The sequence below is a fragment of the Pseudoalteromonas sp. SG44-5 genome, assembly GCF_014164175.1.
In the GTDB taxonomy this organism is placed as follows: Bacteria; Pseudomonadota; Gammaproteobacteria; order Enterobacterales; family Alteromonadaceae; genus Pseudoalteromonas; species Pseudoalteromonas nigrifaciens.
Map to the genome: position 1 here is coordinate 43,065 of NZ_JACJES010000007.1, position 19,184 is coordinate 62,248.

19 protein-coding genes are annotated in these 19,184 nt (G+C 44.7%); 3 read left to right on the forward strand and 16 right to left on the reverse strand.

The annotated features are described in order from the left end of the window. Positions 1-6: 6 nt before the first annotated feature. On the reverse strand, positions 7-1,545 hold the full coding sequence (gene murJ / locus H5079_RS09665) for a murein biosynthesis integral membrane protein MurJ (RefSeq protein WP_404936206.1): 1,539 nt from the start codon (positions 1,543-1,545) through the stop codon (positions 7-9). A 295-nt stretch (positions 1,546-1,840) separates the two neighbouring features. Between murJ and rpsT the strand changes: the two genes are divergently transcribed. Beyond that, entirely contained in the window at positions 1,841-2,101 is a 261-nt protein-coding gene (rpsT, locus tag H5079_RS09670) for a 30S ribosomal protein S20 (RefSeq protein ID WP_002958225.1), read from the forward strand. Positions 2,102-2,275: 174 nt separating this feature from the next. On the opposite strand, the gene H5079_RS09675 is transcribed toward rpsT, so the two are convergent. Next, positions 2,276-2,659 (reverse strand): response regulator, encoded by a 384-nt coding sequence (locus tag H5079_RS09675; RefSeq protein ID WP_011327605.1) that lies wholly within the window; start codon positions 2,657-2,659, stop codon positions 2,276-2,278. A gap of 104 nt (positions 2,660-2,763) precedes the next feature. Between H5079_RS09675 and H5079_RS09680 the strand changes: the two genes are divergently transcribed. Both H5079_RS09680 and H5079_RS09685 read left to right on the forward strand, forming a co-directional pair. Further along, positions 2,764-3,207 (forward strand): hypothetical protein, encoded by a 444-nt coding sequence (locus H5079_RS09680; RefSeq protein ID WP_182683967.1) that lies wholly within the window; start codon positions 2,764-2,766, stop codon positions 3,205-3,207. A 106-nt stretch (positions 3,208-3,313) separates the two neighbouring features. Further along, the gene (locus H5079_RS09685; protein WP_011327603.1) at positions 3,314-3,559 is read left to right on the forward strand and encodes a hypothetical protein; all 246 of its coding nucleotides are present in this window, start codon (positions 3,314-3,316) and stop codon (positions 3,557-3,559) included. A 202-nt stretch (positions 3,560-3,761) separates the two neighbouring features. Here H5079_RS09685 and H5079_RS09690 read toward each other — a convergent pair whose 3' ends face one another. The 14 genes from H5079_RS09690 to H5079_RS09755 form a co-directional block, all read right to left on the reverse strand. Further along, complete coding sequence (locus H5079_RS09690; RefSeq protein ID WP_182683968.1) at positions 3,762-5,339, reverse strand: amidase; 1,578 nt, start codon at positions 5,337-5,339, stop codon at positions 3,762-3,764. After that, positions 5,339-6,220 carry an SDR family oxidoreductase gene (locus H5079_RS09695; protein ID WP_182683969.1) on the reverse strand — a complete coding sequence of 294 codons (882 nt, stop codon included), beginning with the start codon at positions 6,218-6,220 and terminating at the stop codon, positions 5,339-5,341. Before H5079_RS09695 ends, H5079_RS09690 begins: the two co-directional genes overlap by 1 nt. 14 nt (positions 6,221-6,234) lie before the next feature. After that, a complete protein-coding gene (locus tag H5079_RS09700) occupies positions 6,235-7,386 on the reverse strand; it encodes an acetyl-CoA C-acetyltransferase (protein WP_011327600.1) in 1,152 nt (383 codons plus the stop codon). After that, positions 7,383-8,447, reverse strand: coding sequence for an acyl-CoA dehydrogenase family protein (locus tag H5079_RS09705; protein WP_182683970.1), 1,065 nt, complete (start codon positions 8,445-8,447; stop codon positions 7,383-7,385). Before H5079_RS09705 ends, H5079_RS09700 begins: the two co-directional genes overlap by 4 nt. 11 nt (positions 8,448-8,458) lie before the next feature. Further along, complete coding sequence (locus tag H5079_RS09710; RefSeq protein ID WP_011327598.1) at positions 8,459-9,622, reverse strand: acyl-CoA dehydrogenase family protein; 1,164 nt, start codon at positions 9,620-9,622, stop codon at positions 8,459-8,461. Between the two features lie 8 nt (positions 9,623-9,630). Next, on the reverse strand, positions 9,631-10,383 hold the full coding sequence (locus tag H5079_RS09715) for an enoyl-CoA hydratase family protein (RefSeq protein ID WP_089367916.1): 753 nt from the start codon (positions 10,381-10,383) through the stop codon (positions 9,631-9,633). 3 nt (positions 10,384-10,386) lie between these two features. Next, the gene (locus tag H5079_RS09720) at positions 10,387-11,502 is read right to left on the reverse strand and encodes a nitronate monooxygenase family protein (protein WP_011327596.1); all 1,116 of its coding nucleotides are present in this window, start codon (positions 11,500-11,502) and stop codon (positions 10,387-10,389) included. A 2-nt stretch (positions 11,503-11,504) separates the two neighbouring features. Further along, a complete protein-coding gene (locus tag H5079_RS09725; RefSeq protein WP_011327595.1) occupies positions 11,505-12,374 on the reverse strand; it encodes an enoyl-CoA hydratase in 870 nt (289 codons plus the stop codon). Then, positions 12,374-13,180: an acyl CoA--acetate/3-ketoacid CoA transferase subunit beta gene (locus H5079_RS09730; protein ID WP_011327594.1), complete on the reverse strand. Its 807-nt coding sequence runs from the start codon at positions 13,178-13,180 to the stop codon at positions 12,374-12,376. Before H5079_RS09730 ends, H5079_RS09725 begins: the two co-directional genes overlap by 1 nt. Before the next feature lie 14 nt (positions 13,181-13,194). After that, positions 13,195-14,070, reverse strand: a complete 876-nt coding sequence (locus tag H5079_RS09735; RefSeq protein ID WP_011327593.1) for a CoA transferase subunit A — start codon at positions 14,068-14,070, stop codon at positions 13,195-13,197. Continuing rightward, positions 14,070-14,960, reverse strand: a complete 891-nt coding sequence (locus H5079_RS09740) for a VOC family protein (RefSeq protein WP_011327592.1) — start codon at positions 14,958-14,960, stop codon at positions 14,070-14,072. Before H5079_RS09740 ends, H5079_RS09735 begins: the two co-directional genes overlap by 1 nt. 192 nt (positions 14,961-15,152) lie before the next feature. Beyond that, positions 15,153-16,088, reverse strand: coding sequence for an OB-fold domain-containing protein (locus tag H5079_RS09745; RefSeq protein ID WP_011327591.1), 936 nt, complete (start codon positions 16,086-16,088; stop codon positions 15,153-15,155). A 1-nt stretch (position 16,089) separates the two neighbouring features. Beyond that, positions 16,090-17,301: a thiolase family protein gene (locus H5079_RS09750; RefSeq protein ID WP_011327590.1), complete on the reverse strand. Its 1,212-nt coding sequence runs from the start codon at positions 17,299-17,301 to the stop codon at positions 16,090-16,092. Next, complete coding sequence (locus tag H5079_RS09755; RefSeq protein WP_182683971.1) at positions 17,301-19,169, reverse strand: long-chain-acyl-CoA synthetase; 1,869 nt, start codon at positions 19,167-19,169, stop codon at positions 17,301-17,303. Before H5079_RS09755 ends, H5079_RS09750 begins: the two co-directional genes overlap by 1 nt. Positions 19,170-19,184 lie beyond the last annotated feature (15 nt).

Sequence of the window (19,184 nt, forward strand, 5' to 3'; positions counted from 1 at the left end):
TTTTTTTTAGTTCGATTCAGTAATTGCTACACTTTTTATCGTATTTAGTCGCACACCCATCAAAAATAACAGCGTAAAGTAACTTAACCCTGCAATTGCTAGCAACACTAGGAGTAAAATAACCTGTTCGCTAAAGTGCCAAGTCGTCCAACTATACTGCTCGCTGGTAAACCAAACCAGTAACCCCATAACAATACTTGCAACAAAGCATTTAAGGGTAAAATATAAGCTCATTGACGAAAACTGGTACACATTTTCTTTTTTAAGCTGCCTGTAAAGCAAAAATGCATTACAACTTGCCGACATTGAAGTGGCTAAGGCCAATCCTAAATAGCCAATAAAAGGCGCAAGCATTATATTAAACACCATATTAAGTACCAAGGTAATAATACCAATGCGCACTGGGGTTTTAGTATCTTGGCGGGCGTAAAATCCAGGGGCTAATACCTTTATTAGCATAAAGCTGACTAAACCAACCGAATAAGCCATTACCCCTAAGCTCACCGCTTTAACATGATCAATCCCCGCTTCTTTAAATGCACCATGATCAAACAACACAGTAATAATAAGTGGGCTAATAATCATTAACCCTATCATAGCAGGCAGGCCCAAAAATATTACAAAACGCACCCCCCAATCTAAGGTATGCTGAAAATCACTGCTTTTTTTACTACTGTGTAATTTTGACAGTGCCGGTAAAATAACCGTTGCTATACCAATACCAAATAATCCCAGCGGAAACTCTATTAAACGGTCTGAGTAATACAACCAAGCAATTGAGCCGGTCATGAGTAATGAAGCAATAACGGTATCGAGCAATAAGTTTATTTGGCTAATAGAGACCCCAAACAAAGCAGGCAGCATTAATTTACGTACTTTTTTTACATTTTCGTCTTGCCAAGCCCAGCGCGGGCGCGCCAACATTTTTGCCCGATATAAAAAAGGTAACTGAAACAGTAACTGCACCACACCACCAATAAATACACCGATAGCTAATGCATATGCACCCACCGAAAATTGGTCATGTAAAAAAATAGCACACGCAATAATAGATATATTTAATAACACTGGAGTAAACGCAGCCACAGCAAAGCGGTTATATACATTCATAACCGCCCCACTTAGCGCCACAAGGCTTACAAAAAACAAATACGGAAATGTCAGCTTTAATAATGCACTGGCAAGTTCAAACTTTTCGCCATCAGGGCCACCTTGCCACCAATCTATAAACCAACCTGTGCCAAATAGTGCAGCAATAACCGGAGACGCAACCACACCTACAATTGTCACTATTAATAAAATAGTGCCTAAGGTTCCTGCTGCTTGCGCAACAAAAAGTTTAACCTTATCGTCGCCTTGCTGCTCTTTTATTTCGCTTAATACAGGTACAAATGCTTGAGCAAACGCACCTTCTGCAAATAAACGACGTAAAAAGTTAGGAATTCGATTAGCAAACAAAAAAACATCGGCCGCAGCACCGGCTCCCAGGAGGTTTGCAACAACCGCATCGCGAACTAACCCTAAAATACGCGATATCATTGTCATACAACTAACAATCATACCGGAGCGAAATAAACCTTTTGACACCGCAAACCCACACTAAAAATCATTAAGATAAGTAATTATGCCATAGTCTTTTTTATAAATCGCTTTAAAGCACTAGGCTGAATCCTCATGCTTTGTTACAATGTCGATATTAACTGCTAGAGCGGCAAATTGATGTTCGTTATAAGGAGCAGTTTTTCTTGGATTGTCAAAATTAAATTGACATTCATGATAAAAACAGGCATATTCCACGGCCTTTAATTTAAGCTTTATTTAAGATTGTTAGGAGCAAACCTTGGCTAACATCAAGTCTGCAAAAAAACGCGCTATTACAAGCGAAAAAAACCGTCAGCACAACGCAAGTCGTCGTTCAATGATGCGTACTTACTTCAAAAAAGTAATCGTAGCTATTGAAGCTGGTGATAAAGAAGCTGCACAGCAAGCTTTTTCTGTTGCTACACCTATCCTAGACCGTTACGCAACTAAGGGTCTAATTCACAAAAACAAAGCTGCTCGTCATAAGAGCCGCATAGCTGCTAAAATTAAAGCACTATAATTTGTTTTTGCAAGAATATAAAAACCGGCCTTGGCCGGTTTTTTTTTGCTTTATATTTAATATTTACAGCATTAAACAGGTATGTAGCCAATTCACACAGCACCATCATCACATATTCTTATTTAGGGCAGTTGCGCTTAAATAAGCGCTTTTAATAAAATGGCGCGTAAGTTATTAAACCCCTTCTAGCTCGGGATAAAACTTTTTCAGCATAGCTGCTATTTTTTTAGGAGAGAAAGGCTTTACCACAAAACCTTTAGCCCCTTTATCAATTGCATCTTTTACATTTTCAACCCCTGAGTGCGCCGACACCATAACCACGTTTGTTTCTGGGTTCAGTTGATTAATTTGCTCAATTAACTCTTTACCATCGCCATCAGGTAACTCTATATCTAAAAAAATCATGTTATAATTTGCAGCACGACACTCATTAATACATTGTGCGGCAGTTGATGCTTCTTTTACGTTTTCTATGCCTAAATGCATCAATGTTTGGCTTAAAAAGCTGCGCACAGTACTAACGTCATCAACGATTAAAATTGCAAGCTGCGTGTTCATATTTGATCCTTATAGGCTAAAAGCAATGTTTGCAAATGCTATCATTTGCTTTAAATACAGTTATTTATTATAGAGAACTACACCAAAAAGGCCAGATTTGCTTTATGTCTACAAATACAAAAAAACAATCATTACTAGGTAAAGCACCTAGAAGTACAAAAACAACAAAAAACAAACAAAACCGCAGTACGGCTACAAAGCCTAATAATATTAAACAAAGTGCTAATACAAGCGCTAACAATAAAGCAGCGCAAAAGTCTAAAAGCAGCTTGCTGGCCACGCTTGGACTATTACTATTTATAATAATTATAATCCCTAAGCCTACACTGCTTAGTTATCATAAATTAGGTATGGTGAGTAATAGCATTTATTGGCCTGGGGTATTTGGTTACGGCGCAACGCTCCTCGATTCAAACTTACAGCCACAGCTAGACAGTAAGCGTAAGGCACTTTATTTATGTACTGATACGGTTAACTCAAAAAGCTGTCAAAAATATAAAGTAATTGCCGATAATGGAATTATTGCGGCAATAAAAGCTTACTTTTAGCATTAAAAAAACTAATCTGAAAATTTAAAATTACTTGGTTGAAAGGTGTGCAAAAGATCAACATAATGGCGCTCCTTTTTTCAACAAATGAACTATTGAAACTACCATGCTGAACGAGCTAGATTGGCTTTTAAACACGATATTACTTGCACTAGGTTTAGGTGCATTCTTTATTAACCAACTCACATTACTGCGTATTGCCGCGGTTAGTGCCTGTGGTTTGCTATTTTTATCATTTAGCTTAGATCTTATGTCGTCGAGTATTGTTTCGAATATGAGTTTGGTGTTAATCAATACATTTTATTTGTTTAAAGTTTATACTTTTGGGCAATTTACTGTAACCCAAAATTAAGCACTTCTCCTTAGAATATTTTATAGCCCAGCTTAGCTGGGCTTTTTTTTGCCTAATATTTAACAACCAAGCTGATTGCAGCTACTGCTAACTCATTACGATAGTTAACTGCAACTGAATTAACGCCGTATAGTTACTACTTTACAACTAAAAAAGAGCCTAGTTGGCTCTTTTTCTGCTTAGCATCTCTATATTTTGTGCCTTAGCTTAATATAGGCGGCCTTTTATCTGCCCACGGAGCGGCTTGCTCTAATTGCGCGGCCAGCGTAAGCAACTGCGCCTCACTGCCATACGCACCGGCAAACTGCACACCAATTGGCAAGCCATTCTTATTCCAATGCAGTGGCACCGACATTGCTGGTAAACCTGTCATATTAAATAACGCTGCAATGGGTGATGCTTTTAATACCTGTTGCACAAATGAGTCGTAGGGTTGATTTAAACTAAGTTCACCAATTTTTGGTGGTGGCGCTGTGGTCACTGGCGTCAAAATAAAGTCGTAGTCGTTAAAAAACACGTCAAAAGCTTGCCCGCCTTGATCAAAGGCACTGCGGGCGGCTAGCATTTGCTGAGCTGTAAATTCTTTAGCCCGCTGCAGGTGTCCCCAAACAATGGCTTCAAATTCGTTTTCGCGTGCTGCACGCCCTAGTTTTAATTCTCTAGCTTGTACCGCATTAAGCATACCGCTTGAAGTGGCTATGCCCATGCCGTTAAACATTTGCTCAAGTGGCAAGGTTGGCTGTGCTACTTCAACAATATGGCCTAAACTAGTCAGTAATTTAACGGTTTTATCTAAGGCGTCGCTACAATCTTGATGCACAGGGTAACCAAACGGATGGCTTTGCATTAATGCTATTTTAAGAGGCTTTGGTTTGGCGTTAACCGCAGCTAACATATTATCGTTGGGCAGGGTAACACGCGACCCTGGCTCTGCCCCTTGTGTTAGCTGCAGCAGCAATGCACTGTCGCGCACACTGCGGGTAAGCGCATGATGAACCGATAACCCCATTGAGCTTTCTAAGTTAGTGGGGCCAGATGCCACCCGGCCACGGCTTGGTTTGAGCCCAAATAGTCCACAATGCGATGCAGGTATACGAATAGAGCCGCCACCATCGCTACCATGAGCTGCGGGTAAAACTCTCGCGGCAACCGCCACTGCAGAGCCTGCCGAGGAGCCACCACTGCTATAGCGGGTATCCCACGGGTTAAGCGTGTCGCCATGTAAGCTCGACTCACCTGTAGGCGTTTGACCAAACTCAGGACTGGTAAGCTTAGCCATAATATTTAGTCCCGCTGCTTGATAGCGATTAACTAAGGTTGAATTTTCAGCCACACGGTTATCTTTAAAAAAACGACAACCATTAGTGGTAATAGTACCGGCCATAGTTACGCCTAAATCTTTAAGCGCAAACGGCACTCCCAACAGCGGCGCGCTGGCCATTTTAGCTGTTCGCTGGGCTGTGCTTAATTGGTTTAACTTTTGTGCTTGCTCACGCGCTTGCTCAAAATGATTAACGGCTATCATATTAAGCGCAGCATTTGCTTCAAACCTTGCAATTGCACTGTCGGTTAATTCTAATGAGCTAATATCGCCTTGGCGTAATAAATCCGCCATGGTCGACATATCCCAACTGTCGTAGTCACCAAGCGGCTGTTTAGGAGTGTTTACTGTTGCAGCCGCCGATGCTTGACTTGCAAGTGATAAACCTAGCATAGACGCACCACCAATTGCGCCGCACGCCTGTATAAGTCGTCGTCTATCTAAATCTATCTTAGTCATTATTTACTACCCCATACCTTTTGTGGTGCCACAGCTTGGGCATTTAATTGATCAATCACGCCGGCAATTTCATTTACATTTAAGCGTGCGCCTTTATCAATAGTAGGCCCAGTGCGCCAGCCATCACATAATGAGATACGCCCGCCTTGCGTTTCAAATATTTGCCCTGTTACGGCAGATGATGCCTCACTGCCTAACCAAACAACCAGCGGCGCTACATTTTCCGGTGCCCAAGCATCAAAGCTATCATCTTCTGGCTTTTTCACTAGATCAGGCATTGCTGATTCGGTCATTGCGGTGCGTGCTGCCGGTGCCAATGCATTAGCAGTAATACTGTAACGCGCCAATTCCGACGCTTGTACTAAAGTAAGCGTAGCAACACCGCCTTTTGCCGCAGAATAGTTTGCTTGCCCTACCGAGCCTTGTAAGCCTGCGCCCGAGCTGGTGTTTATAATACGTGCAGCTACTGGGTTACCTGCTTTTGACTGATCGCGCCAGCGACGGCTTAAAATATTGGCTAAACAAAAGTGCCCTTTAAGGTGCACCCGCATTACCATATCCCAGGCGTCTTCATCTGAATTAACAAACATACCATCGCGCAGTACGCCGGCATTGTTAACTAGCACATGCACTTCGCCAAAAGCGGCAATGGCATCATCTACTATCTGCTGCGCCGTAGCCGTGGTAGTAATATCGCTGCTATTAGCAATCGCTTTACCGCCGGCAGTAATAATTTCATCAACCACTGCTTTTGCAGCATCAAGACGAATGTCGTTCACTACCACATTGGCGCCTTCTGCGGCAAAGGCAAGTGCATAAGCACGGCCTAATCCACCGCCACTTCCGGTAATAATAACTGTACGCTGTTGGCAAATACCCATACCTTTCTCCTTAATTATAATCGTTCAATGATAGTGACATTGGCTAAACCGCCGCCTTCGCACATTGTTTGTAGGCCATAACGCCCGCCTGTACGCTCTAATTCATGTAATAATCCGGTCATTAAGCGCACGCCGGTAGCGCCAAGGGGGTGGCCCAGTGCAATGGCACCACCATTAACATTAGTTTTTTCATGGCTGTAACCGGTTTCTTTTAGCCATGCCATTACTACAGAGGCAAACGCTTCATTAATTTCTACTAAATCAATATCATCAAGCGTAAGATTCGCTTTTTTTAATGCCGCGATAGTAGCTGGAATAGGTGCTCTAAGGTGCCAAATAGGATCATCTCCCAGCACACTAACATGATGAATACGCGCTCTTGGGGTCAGGTTATATTTTTTTAATGCGCGCTCAGACACAATAAGCATTGCTGCTGATGCATCGCACACTGAGCTCGAAACCGCTGCGGTAATACTTGGGTAAGTAGGGTCAACCGGCTCAAGTTCTGCCATTTTAGCCAAACTACTTTCTCTAGGAGTTTCATCAAATGTTAATCCTTCAATCGCCACTATTTCGCGATCAAAGCGTCCCTCTGCTGCGGCTGCTAATGCACGGCGATGACTTTCTAGCGCAAACACTTCCATATCGGCGCGGCTTATACCCCAATGTTCAGCAATGCGCTGAGCGGCATAAAACTGATTTACCGGCGCATCGCCAAAGCGGGCATGCCACAATTTACTCTCTGCAAATGGCGTACTAAAGCCAAGTGGTTGCCCGGCAAGCATTGCTGACGAAATAGGAATTTGCGTCATTGTTTGCACGCCCCCTACCGCTATCACATCTTGCGTGCCGCTCATAATCGCTTGCGCAGCAAAATGCACGGCTTGTTGCGATGAGCCACATTGTCTATCAACCGTTGTACCCGGTACATTCATTGCTAGTCCCGCCGCTAACCAACTGGTGCGGGCAATGTTTCCTGCTTGCGAGCCTATCGTGTCTACACAGCCAAAAATCACATCATCGTAATCTTCTGCTGGTATGTTATTGCGCTCAACCAAAGGTTTTAATACTGCTGCACCTAAGTCTATGGCATGCACATGGGCAAGGCCCCCTTTGCGTCTGCCTGTAGGTGTACGCAGTGCGTCTACAATATATGCATGGGTCATAGTATCGCCTCAAAAGTTTTAGAAGGAGCCAAATCGACATCAGAGTTAAGTACATAATCTTGCACTCGTGCACGATGAAAAATACTGTCACCCCAGGTGTTGTTTAATGCCCAACTGCGTTTCATAAACATTTGCAGGTCTACTTCCCAGGTATAACCCATAGCACCGTGGATTTGAATCCCGTGGCGCGCTGCAAGTGCGGCTGCTTCGCTGCAAAAATTACGCGCTTGTGAAACATGCACGTCAGTTAAAGGGTGGTTATTTTCTAGTGAACACGCCGCGCGATACAGTACTGGTTTTGCAATTTCAATTTTTCCTGCTACATCGGCCAAATGGTGCTTAACAGCCTGAAAGCTACCAATTGCTTTGCCAAACTGTTTACGCTGTACACTATAATCAACGGTTAAATCGAGCATGCGCTGCGCTAAACCGAGTAATTGCCCAGCAACCGAGAGCGCCCCGCGATTAAGCGTGTCATTCCATATTTTTTTGCCCGCCTCGCCCTGTGCAATACAGGTTTCGGCTGTTGGCTGCCAAGTTACTTGCGATAAGCGGCGCGACGAATCAATACTTAAATTAACGACGTTATCCACTTGCTCACACGGTACTAAATGCACTTCATCAGCGTGTTGCATAAGTAGCACCTGCGCTAAATGTGCATCCGATACCAGCTCACTGCATTGATGGCCAATAGCTAAGCGCAGCTCGCCATCACAAATTTTAGCTAAGTAATCAGCTTTACAAGCCACGCTATCATCAAGGGCTGAAAATACGCCACTGCCTACATAAGCCGTATCGGCAAGCGAATCAGGAATAGCGTAATAACCTAGCTCTTGGGTCATTAATGACCACGCTATATCGCCCATTCCCAAACCACCAAACTGCTCTGGCACCGATAGCGCAGTAAGCCCTTGCTCTGCCATTTTATTTCTTAATTCGGGAGAGCGACCCGCGTCGGTTTCCCATATTTCGCGTAGTGTTTCTGGTGCTGCTTCAGTCATTAAAAAACGGCTGATAGCTTCACGAAACATTAATTGGTCTTCAGTAAAGGTAAAATCCATAGTTTCACTCGCTATCTAGGTAGGCCAAGCATACGCTCAGCAACAATATTTCGTTGAATTTCATTGGCACCCGCATAAATTGGCCCAGCTTGAGAGAATAAAAAGCCGTTTAACCAATAACCATGCTCCTCGGCAAGTGCTGCCGATGAGAGTAACTCACCACAAGTACCCAAAATATCCATCGCCGTTTGATGAATGAGCAAATCTAGCTCTGACCAAAACACTTTATTTAGGCTCGATTCAGCGCCAATTTTATCGCCATGACTAATACGTCCTACAGTGTTGTAAGCCGACAACGCATAGGCTTCTGCATCAGCCCAACATTTAGCCACCGCAGCACCAATGGCTGGATCGCGATCGGCAGCCGCTTTGTTATCCCGGTACAGTTGTACTAGTTTGCGCACAGGTTGCTGAAAACGCGCCGGTGAGCGCAGCAACAAACCCCGCTCAAAACCTGCCGTTGCCATTGCCACATGCCAGCCTTTGCCTTCTTCGCCTATGCGGTGTTCAACCGGTACTTTGACGTTATCAAAGAATATTTCTGCAAAGGCATCTTCGCCATCCAGCGCTTTAATTGGGCGAATAGTTACGCCCTGTGCATCCAGGGGTACCATTAAAAAAGACAAACCATGGTGGCGCTGCGATCCGGCTTCTGAGCGAAACAAGCCAAATGCCCAATCGGCATAAGTAGCACGGGTAGACCAGGTCTTTTGGCCATTCACAATGTAATGGTCGCCATTACGAATTGCTTTACTACTAATGTTGGCCATATCTGAGCCGGCATTAGGTTCAGACCAGGCTTGCGCCCACATGTCTTCACTTGATGCCATACGCGGTAAAAAGTGCGACTTTTGCTGCTCTGTACCAAATTCAAGTAAAGTAGAGCCAAGTAATAGCTGGCCATTTTGATTTACTCGCCCTGGTGCACCTGCGCCGTAGTATTCTTCTTCAAAAATAAGCCAGTCAATTAAGTTACACCCGCGGCCGCCATATTCTTTAGGCCACATAACCATTGAAAAACCCGCTTTATGTAGCTTGCGCTCCCATTGGCGGTGCAGCTCAAAGCCTGCTTTGGTGTCGTAAGTGGGCAGTTTTTCTGCAGGTACATTTTCTGCAAGCCACTGACGCACTTCCATACGGAAATTTTGTTGCTCTGTTGTATAAGTTAGTTTCATAGTCGGCCTCAAAAATTCGCTTCGCGTTTGTCTACAAACGCGCGGCGGGTTTCAGCAGAATCTGGGCTGGTATAAGCTTGCAGCGTAAACCCTTGCTCCCAACGGTATTTAGCTTCTAGGTCACCGTCTTCAATACCATTTAGGCTTTCTTTAGCAATGCGGATCATATCGGAGCTTTTTGCGGCAATTTTGCTGGCAATTTCCAGCGCGGTATCGCGTAATTGCTCTTTAGGTACAATGCGTTCAATAAAGCCGTATCTATCGGCATCTTGTACCGAAATAGTTTCGCCAGTAAAAAACAAGTAACGTACTTTTTGCACCGGAAATAAGCGCTGTAAATGCGCGCCGCCGCCCATAGCGCCACGATCTACTTCTGGTAGCGCAAAAGTGGTACATTCTGACGCCACCACAATATCGGCCGCACCAGTAATACCAATACCGCCACCCAGCACATAGCCATGCAGCGCAACTATTACTGGTATTGGACACAAATGTACCGCTTTAAACGTTTCGTAATTACCGGCGTTAACGCTAACAATACGCTCTGGGTATTTATCTAACTCTTTAATATCAACACCGGCACAAAAACCACGCCCTTCTGAGCGAATAATTAATACCCGAGCAGCCAAATTTTGGCCAATACTGTTGATCAGATCGGCGAGCGCTTGCCATTCAGCACTGTCGAGTGCATTTACCGGTGCTTTATTTATAATTATTTCGGCGATACCGTTTTCGATATGGCTTTTAAATGCTGGGTTCATAGCTTAGGCCTCTTCTTCGACTGACCGGTTAGTCCGGCGGATTAACAATTGCTCAAGACAGGTGTCTGCCTCGGCGATAATTTCGTTTATTAGTGTCTCAACGCTAGGTAAGTTATTTATTACCGCCGCCACTTGGCCGCTGGGTAAAATACCTTCGTCGGGTTTACCTTCAACCATAGATTTTTGAATTAACACCGGTTGATTAGCCGACATTACCAATGTTGCTGCAGCTTTGGGATCTTCACGCAGGCCATTAAAAAACACTTTGAGCATATGCAGCGATGTCATGCCGGTTTCTTTTTGCCAATGGCGCGCACTTTTTAGTGCCAACCATAAGCGCTTAACACCACCCGAGCGCTCTAAATTATCAATAAATGGCGTGTTGATCATCCGGTGACGCAGGCCATCTACCGCGGTAGAAATGCGAATGTCAGCACTGTCTTTAGTATCAAGATAACGCTGCTGGGTGACTTTTGGCGTGGGTGCATCGCAGGTCAGCAAAAAGCGCGTGCCCATTGCCATACCTGCAGCGCCTGCGCCTAATACTGAGGCCAAACCACGCCCGCACGAAAAGCCCCCTGCGGCAATTACTGGTACCGACACCGCATTTAACACTTGCGGTAACAAAATAGTGCTCGGTACGCTGCCAGTATGACCGCCCCCTTCACTGCCTTGAATGGTGATCATATCGGCGCCCATGGCAACCGCTTTTACTGCATGCTTTACTGCGCCTACGGTGGGAATGCACAGCACACCTGCCGCTTTGAGTCGCTCAATAGTGGCTTTATCGGGGCCGCGTCCGTAGCTCACCGCACGCAATTTGTAACTAATAGCTAAATCAAGACATTGCTGCGCGTTTTCTTGAAACATATGAAAATTAAGACCAAAATTACTGGTCCCTGTGGCAGCAATTACTTTTTTTATGGCACTTTCCACTTCTTCAGTGTTCATCGTCGCGCCAGCTAAAAAACCAAAACCGCCCGCACGCGTTGTTGCTATTACTAAGTTTGCATCAGAGACCCAGCCCATCGCCGTTTGAATAATCGGATAACGACAGCCCAGTGCCTCTGTTAACGGCGTATTCCAGCGGCCATCGGCATTATTGTGCTCTGTGCTCATATTTATTTTTCCTTGGCTGCTGATTTATTGGCTTGAGCCATCGCTTTCGCGTCAAAGCCACCTAAGCGGTCACCCGATATTGTTTCGTTATGCGCATGCGCAAAATGATGCAAACCAAACGCCATATCCATGGTTGAACGTTTACCCATTAAATCTTCGGCGTTATTAATTACTTGCTTAGTTAATTGCAAACCCAGTCGTGGCATTTGTGCAATCTGATTAGCTAAAGTAAAGGTCGTCTCTTCTAAATTATCCCTTGGCACTACGCGATTCACCATGCCCATTTGATAAGCACGGTCTGCCGACATACGATCGCCGGTAAATAAAAACTCTTTGGCAATACGTGGATTAAGCTCGTGCACATGCGCAAAATACTCAACCCCAGGAATACCCATGCGCACGACCGGATCAGAGAAAAATGCTTTGTCATCGGCAATAATTAAATCACATACCCACGCCAGCATTAAGCCACCAGCCACACAGGCACCTTGTACCATAGCAATCGTTGGCTTAGGCAAATCGCGCCAGCGACGGCACATTCCTAAATACACTTCGTGCTCGCGAGCATATAAAAACTCACCGCCGGGCTTATTAGCGTGATCGTAAAAAAGGTTAGTACGATCAAAGCTTTTATCAACATCGCGCCCAGGGGTGCCAATGTCATGACCAGCAGAAAAGTGCTTGCCGTTACCGGCAAGTACAATTACTTTTACTTCGTCGTCGTTACACGCAAGCTGAAAAGCCTTATCTAGCGCGTAGGTCATTTGCGAGTTTTGCGCGTTGTTATATTCAGGACGATCCATGGTAATAACCGCCACTTGAGCGCGCACTTCGTATAACACTACGTCATCTATTGTTTGAACTTCACTCATTACGACTCCTCTGGGCGTACACCCGGTGGGTTGTCTTTTAGCTGTTTAGCTCTAATATTGTGCGGATCCAATTTAGCAATTAATGCTAACTGCTCAGCTGTAGGTGCTGGTGTGGTTGGAGTGTTTGCCTCAACGTGAATTTCAAAGCCTGTTTTTTCAATTACTTCTTGTACACTCACACCAGGGTGAACGCTCACTAAGCGCAATTGATGCTCTGGACCTTGCCAATCCATCACACAAATATCGGTGATCACTAAACGAATATCGACATCCGATAGCTGATAACCTTTTGGCAAACGTGCTGGGTTGTAACCAATTGAGCACACCACATCACATTCTTGCTCTACAAATACGCGTTTACTGTGGCTTGGCACAAAAAACGAGTTAGCATGGCTAATTGAGTTACCCGGTAAACCACGTACGCCTAACATTTGTATTTTAGGTTTATCGTAGTCGCCCCCTAGGGCTGAAATATTACTTTGCCCGTACTTATCAATTTGCGTTGGCCCTATCATGGCGTGGCGTTTACGGCTCCACACATTGTCAAAAATGCGTGAAAAACCCATCCATGTTTCGTTACGCTGTACAAAATCATCGCCACGTGCGCCAATCGGATTTGGCTCACTCAGTAAGTAGGCTTCTGAGTCTGTCATCATTAAATCTGGGTTGTTAGTACTCATAGAAATACTCGCCGCTAAACGCGGAATAACCCCAATGCCGGTGGCAAGCACTTCACCATCGTTATCAAATGCGGTTGCTGCGGCACAAATCATTAATTCTGCCAAGCTGTATTGAGTTGCTGTCATTTTAATGTCCTGCCTTAGTAACTTGTGTTAGGGATTTGACGGATCGCATCGATGCCGCCTAATTTAGCTTGGTACTCTTGCTCTGATTTATTATTAATAAACTCATCAAAGTAAGCACTAAAGCCGCCTTCTTTTGCGTATTTGTTATATTGCAGCAAATGTTTATTATCAATGCCGTAAAATGGCGGACAACTGCTTGGATGCGCGCCCCCAGGTACTTCACTTACGGCCGTTGTTAAGCTGCGTTCCCAAAATACTTTATCTGCCGCTGTGCGATCATAAAAATGATCGCTGCTAACCAGCTTGTCGCAGGTGACATAGCTTTTATTTGCTGCGCGTACAAACCAATCGTCTAGGTAATGATCTGGACCTGAAATCTGGCACACACCACGCTCATCAGCATGATCAACATGTACCAGTGCAGCGTCGAGTTTAAGCGCTGGCATTGCCACCCATTCTTTATCGTCATAGGGGCTATCAATCACTTGAATATCTGGGTTGTGGGTAAGTACATCTGTACCTAAACCAACTTGAGTTGGAATATAAGGACAGCCCCACGCCGCAGCACGAAGGCCAAGTAACAACATACCTTCGTCAATTTCCATTAGCTCAAGCTCGCCATGTTCACGGGCTTTACGAAAAAAAGGTTCTAGTGGAATAAAGTCTAGCGATACAAACGCAAAGATTAATTTTTTTACTTTGCCAGCTGCGCATAACATACCCACATCGGCGCCGCCATACGCCACAATCGTAAGATCTTTAAGATCCGATTTTATAATTTCGCGAATAAGCGCCATAGGTTTACGGCGCGGGCCCCAACCACCTATGCCAATTGTCATGCCATCACTTAGCTCAGCCACCATTTGCGCTGTTGTTTTTACTTTATTCATTATTTTTCTCCTACTGAGAAATCGTGGCCCCACAGGCTCACTCGGCTAAATTCAAAAGCGCAATGCTCTTCCCAGTTTTCAACTTGTAAACCACCAAAGCCATACTCTAAATCGAAGCCTGATGGTGTTTTCATATAGAATGAGGTCATTTTGTCGTTAAGGTGCTGACCTAAAGTGGCCGACAGTTGTACTTGATGTTGTTGTTGTCTGTCGTGAGCGCGGCCTACTTCTGTCATGTTTTCAACTTCGACCATGGCATGCACGCAACCGCTTGGTACCGGAAACTCACAAATAGCTAAACTGTGGTGACGTGCGTTGCCACAATGCATAAAGTAAATGCGAATTGGATCGGCCTCTGGTGCAGGTTTAAAATTAAATAAATCTGATAATTCAAACCCTAATACGTCGGTTAAAAACGCAAAGGTTTCATCAAAATTTGGCGCAGGTAGTACGGTGTGGCCTAGGCCCATATCGCCGGTAATAAAAGCGGGTACACCTTGAGGAGAAGTAAACGGTTGGCAGTCTGAAACATGACCCCAATACAGTTCGTGACGATTACCAGCTGGGTCATTAACTATGAGTATATTTTGTACGCGGCGCTGCTCACATAAGGCTTTATTAGCCTCTTCAAAAGCAATGCCTTTATCAAGTAATGTTTGTTTAGCGTTATTGTAAGCTTTTGCACCTGTTAGTTCCCAACCAGAAGCAAAATAGCGCTTGTCTGCGCCGGGTATAACCAACATGCGGTATGGGCGCTCATCCATTTTGATGTAGAATCCACCGTCGTCAGTTGGCGCCGTCATCATCCCTAATACTTGCTCTGCGTAGTGTTGCCACTCTTGTGGAGCGTCAGTCTGTGCTACGAAATAACCTAATGCGCGAATATCCATGAACCCTCTCTTACAAAATTGTGATTAGGTTCATTATTAGGGCAAATTACTAATGCTTCATCGTCCATTGAGACTAACCAAAAAAACGAAAAAAAAGCATTAAGAGTCATAAGCTTAAAACTAAAAAAACAAAAAGCCGCTGAGCAATAATGTTGCTCAGCGGCTTTATATTTACCAAATTATTTACAGTGTTTAGCGATACAGGATCACCAAATCGTTGATCACACTTGGTTTATCATTGCCAACCACATGAATGTTCATTTCTAGGGTTAATTGCACCCCTTTGTGCGACACGCTAATGTCTTTTACCTTACTACGGCCATAAATAGTTGCGCCCGCAGGCACTGGCGCAGGAAAACGTAAACGGTTTGAGCCATAGTTAACCATATTATTAAAGCCGATAATTTCAAATGGTAGTGCAATCGTTAAACGCGACTGCAGCACTTGTACTAACGAGCCATGGGCAATGGTGGTTTTAAACGGGCTATCTGTTTTTGCGCGCTCAGGATCGGTATGCAACCAGTAATCATCCCCCGATAAATCGGCAAAAGCGTTAATCAGGTCTTGATCAACAACAACCACATTACTCCAGTCGGTATATTTATTATCGGCCAGTGCATAAAGCGCAGCAAGGTTACTTAGCGGTACTTGTACTTGCCCTTTGTCGTTGCGCTCAAGCCCATTGAGCGGATTAATATATTCACGTACACCACCGGCATTATTAATAGAGGTAAAACGTAGCAAGGTATCGCCATCGCTACTCACTTTATCAAACACCGCTTTAACAGGCATGCCTATTTTAATGTCTTGCTCTGCCACATCTATTAACGTGGTATTAATACGAACGCCTTGAGCTAGTTCGACCACGGCTAATGCTTGCGGCATTTCGTCACTAAATTCTGGCATAGTTGGAATACGTGTAAGGGTGTATGAATATAAGGTGCCCTCACCGCTCACTTGTTGCCACTGCAGCTCGTGCGCTAAACAATGACTACAATGATTACGTGGAAAAAACACCCACCCTTCGCACTGCTTACATTGCTGAATTTTTAACTGATTTTCTTTTAGCGCCTGCCAAAATGGTGCAGAAATTTTTGTTGCGACTGGCATAGGTTTTAACGTTGCCATACTAGCCTCCTTGTAATATCAATGCGCCCTGCTCACTCATCACGCCACCGGTGCCACTAACAAATACATTGTCACACCTTTTTAGCTGTCGTTGATCGGCAGAGTTTGAAATTTGATGGAAAGCCTCAATAACTTGAGAATAACCGCCCGCTGCTGCAGCTTGGCCAAAACTAAGTTGCCCGCCGTGGGTGTTCATCGGAAAGTCGCCTTTAAAGGTAAGGTTATGCTCTTTAATAAAGCGCATGCCTTCCCCTTTAGGACAAAAGCCTGCATCTTCAAGTGATAACAACACAGTAATGGTGTAACAATCATAAATTTGCGCTGCATGTATATCTTTAGGCGACAGCCCGGCCATAGTAAACGCACGCTTTGCGGCTTCGGCAACTGGCGTCACTGTCATATCTTGCGCATACGATGGCGATTTAAATGATAAACGCTCACCAAAACCGGTAATAAATGCAGGGCGTTTTTTCGCTCTTGCAGCCACTTCTTTAGAGGCCACAATAACCGCCGCGCCACCCGATACCGGCATGACTATTTCTAGTACATGCAGTGGGTCGGCTACCATTTTAGAAGCTAATACTTGTGCAATAGTTAGCTCTTTGCCTTTAAAAATAGCGTCTTTGTGGTATTGCGCATTAAAGCGCTGATCGACTGCTATTTTAGCCATAGCCGCTTGATCGTAGCCATATTGCGCTGCGTAACGCTGTGCAATCATTGCATAACCGGTGTTTTGTCCCATGTGACCATAGGGCAAATCAAACTCTGCTTCTGGTGCGCCAAATGCCGTACTGTGGCCGCCATAACGCATAGCTTGCGCCATCCAAGCTGGGTCTTCATTTGGTGCCATTGGTGCCATGCGAGCGGGAATAACACACAGTACCGCTTGGCATAACCCCAGCTCAATCGCTGCCGCTGCACGCCAAATTTGTGCAACTGCGGTACAGCCGCCTAAATCAACTACTTCGGCAAAGTTTACTTCTATTCCTAAATATTCTGCGGCCATTGCCGGCACAAATACTGAGGCCTCGTGAAAATGTGGGCCATTAATAACCAAACCATCTAAATCACTTTTTTGTAGCCCAGCATCTAATAATGCTTGATTGGCTAAGTCGGCCACTTGTTCTAAATGAAACATTTGCGGCGCGGTTTGGTATTTCTCTGGTTTATATTGCGCCGCACCAACAATCGCGGCGTTTCCTGCTAAGCCCATTATTTTTCCTCCTGATTGCTACAGAACGGTAAAAATCCTGCCGCTTGCAACGCACTTTCACAGTATGGCTGGTAGCAGCCTAACTTATCGTTACGTATGTAAATTGGCTCATTACACGCTACTGGGTCATAACCTTGTTTTTGTAAGTCGACTTTACGCAGTTTATAGGTTGATGTCATGTCGGCGGCTTTGCTTACCCTAATAAACTGAGGGGCGGCGTAATTAGGCACTTTTTCTATGGTTAAAGCATAAAACACTTGTGGATCAAACTGCCGCCCTGGTTGCATAACAATGGCCGCCATACCTGCTCGTCCTTCATTTTCAGGAACCTGTACGCCATAAATATTAACCAGCTCGGCGCCATCGTATTCAGCCAAAGCGGTAGCCACTTCTTGCGATGATACATTTTCACTTTTCCAGCGATAGGTATCACCAATGCGATCTACAAAATAAAAGTAACCATTTTCATCGTAGCGCAGTAAATCACCTGAGCGCCAGTAAGCGTCGCCTTGCTGAAACACATTGCGTAAAATTTTCTGCTCTGTACCTTGTTTTGAGGTATAGCCCTCAAAGCGGCCACCACCAAAATCAGGCATGTTAATTATCATTCCCAGCCCTTCCCCTACTTCGCCAGGTTGGCATAAAACATAATGCCCGTTAGCATCTTTAACATGAGTTTCGGTTTCGGTATCAAATTTAACTAATCTAAAATTGGTGCGATCCCAGCGCGGCACGCGACCACACGAACCAATATAGTTATCTAAATTAAGTAAGTTAGTATTCGCTTCGGTAGATCCCCACCCTTCTAGCACGTCCATTTCGCCAAAGTACTCAAGCCAACGATGCCAACTGGTTTCGGTTAAACCGGCGCCTAACATGCAGCGCAGTTGATGATCTTTTGGCTTAATTCCCGTGGCCTCGGCGTAGTTAAGCAGGTAGCGGCAAATCTCACCTATGTATTGGCAAACGGTAATGTTATGCGTTTGAATATCATGCCAAAATTGCCTAACACTAAATTTACGCCTAACCACTATGCTTGACCCCGCCGCTAGCGCAGTTGAAGTCACTGAAGTGGCTGCAGCGCCGTGGTATAAAGGTAAACAACAATAAAATACGTCATTTGGTGTGGCATCAATGGTTTCAACCATCACATCACCCGAGGTTAACCAACGCATATGGCTGTAAATCGCCGCTTTAGGTAACCCGGTAGTGCCTGAGGTAAAAATAAGTAAAGTTGGGGTTTCGCCCACCGTTGAGCCACGTGCCTGCTTACAACTTGTGCCACTGCGCGCAGCCACATCGCTATCAAAGCTGCTATCAATCCACTGAGGAAGTACCGGTTTATCAACTACCTCATCATCGCCTACCAGCCAAATTGACTTATTTGCCAGCTCTGGTGTGTCAATAAAACGCTGTACACATTCTTCACCAACAATAACTACATTGGCATCTGTGGTGTTAATTGCATGTTCAAGCACGCTGCCTTGTACTTGAGTGTTAATAAAAGCGACCACTACGCCCAGCTTGGTTAAGCCAAACCACGCAAAGAAAAACTCAGGGCGATTTTCAATCGCAATAGCACACACATCACCTTCCATTAAACCACGGGCCTGTATCGCTTTAGCAAATTTACTTGCTTGGGCATCTACTTCGCTGTAGCTGTAGCTTTTACCTTGATAAATCAAAAATGGCGCATCGCCATGTGCTACTGCTTGCGCTTCTAGGCGGTCGGCAATGCTGTACTTTTGCGACGGACTAACCGAGCGTACTGCTAGTGCGCGCTTATCCATTTTTTGTTGTGTGGCGGCTCTAGATACTGGCGCGTTGTCGAGACTTCCAGCATAAGGAATTTTATTATTGTCCAACATATTATCTCCTTTGGT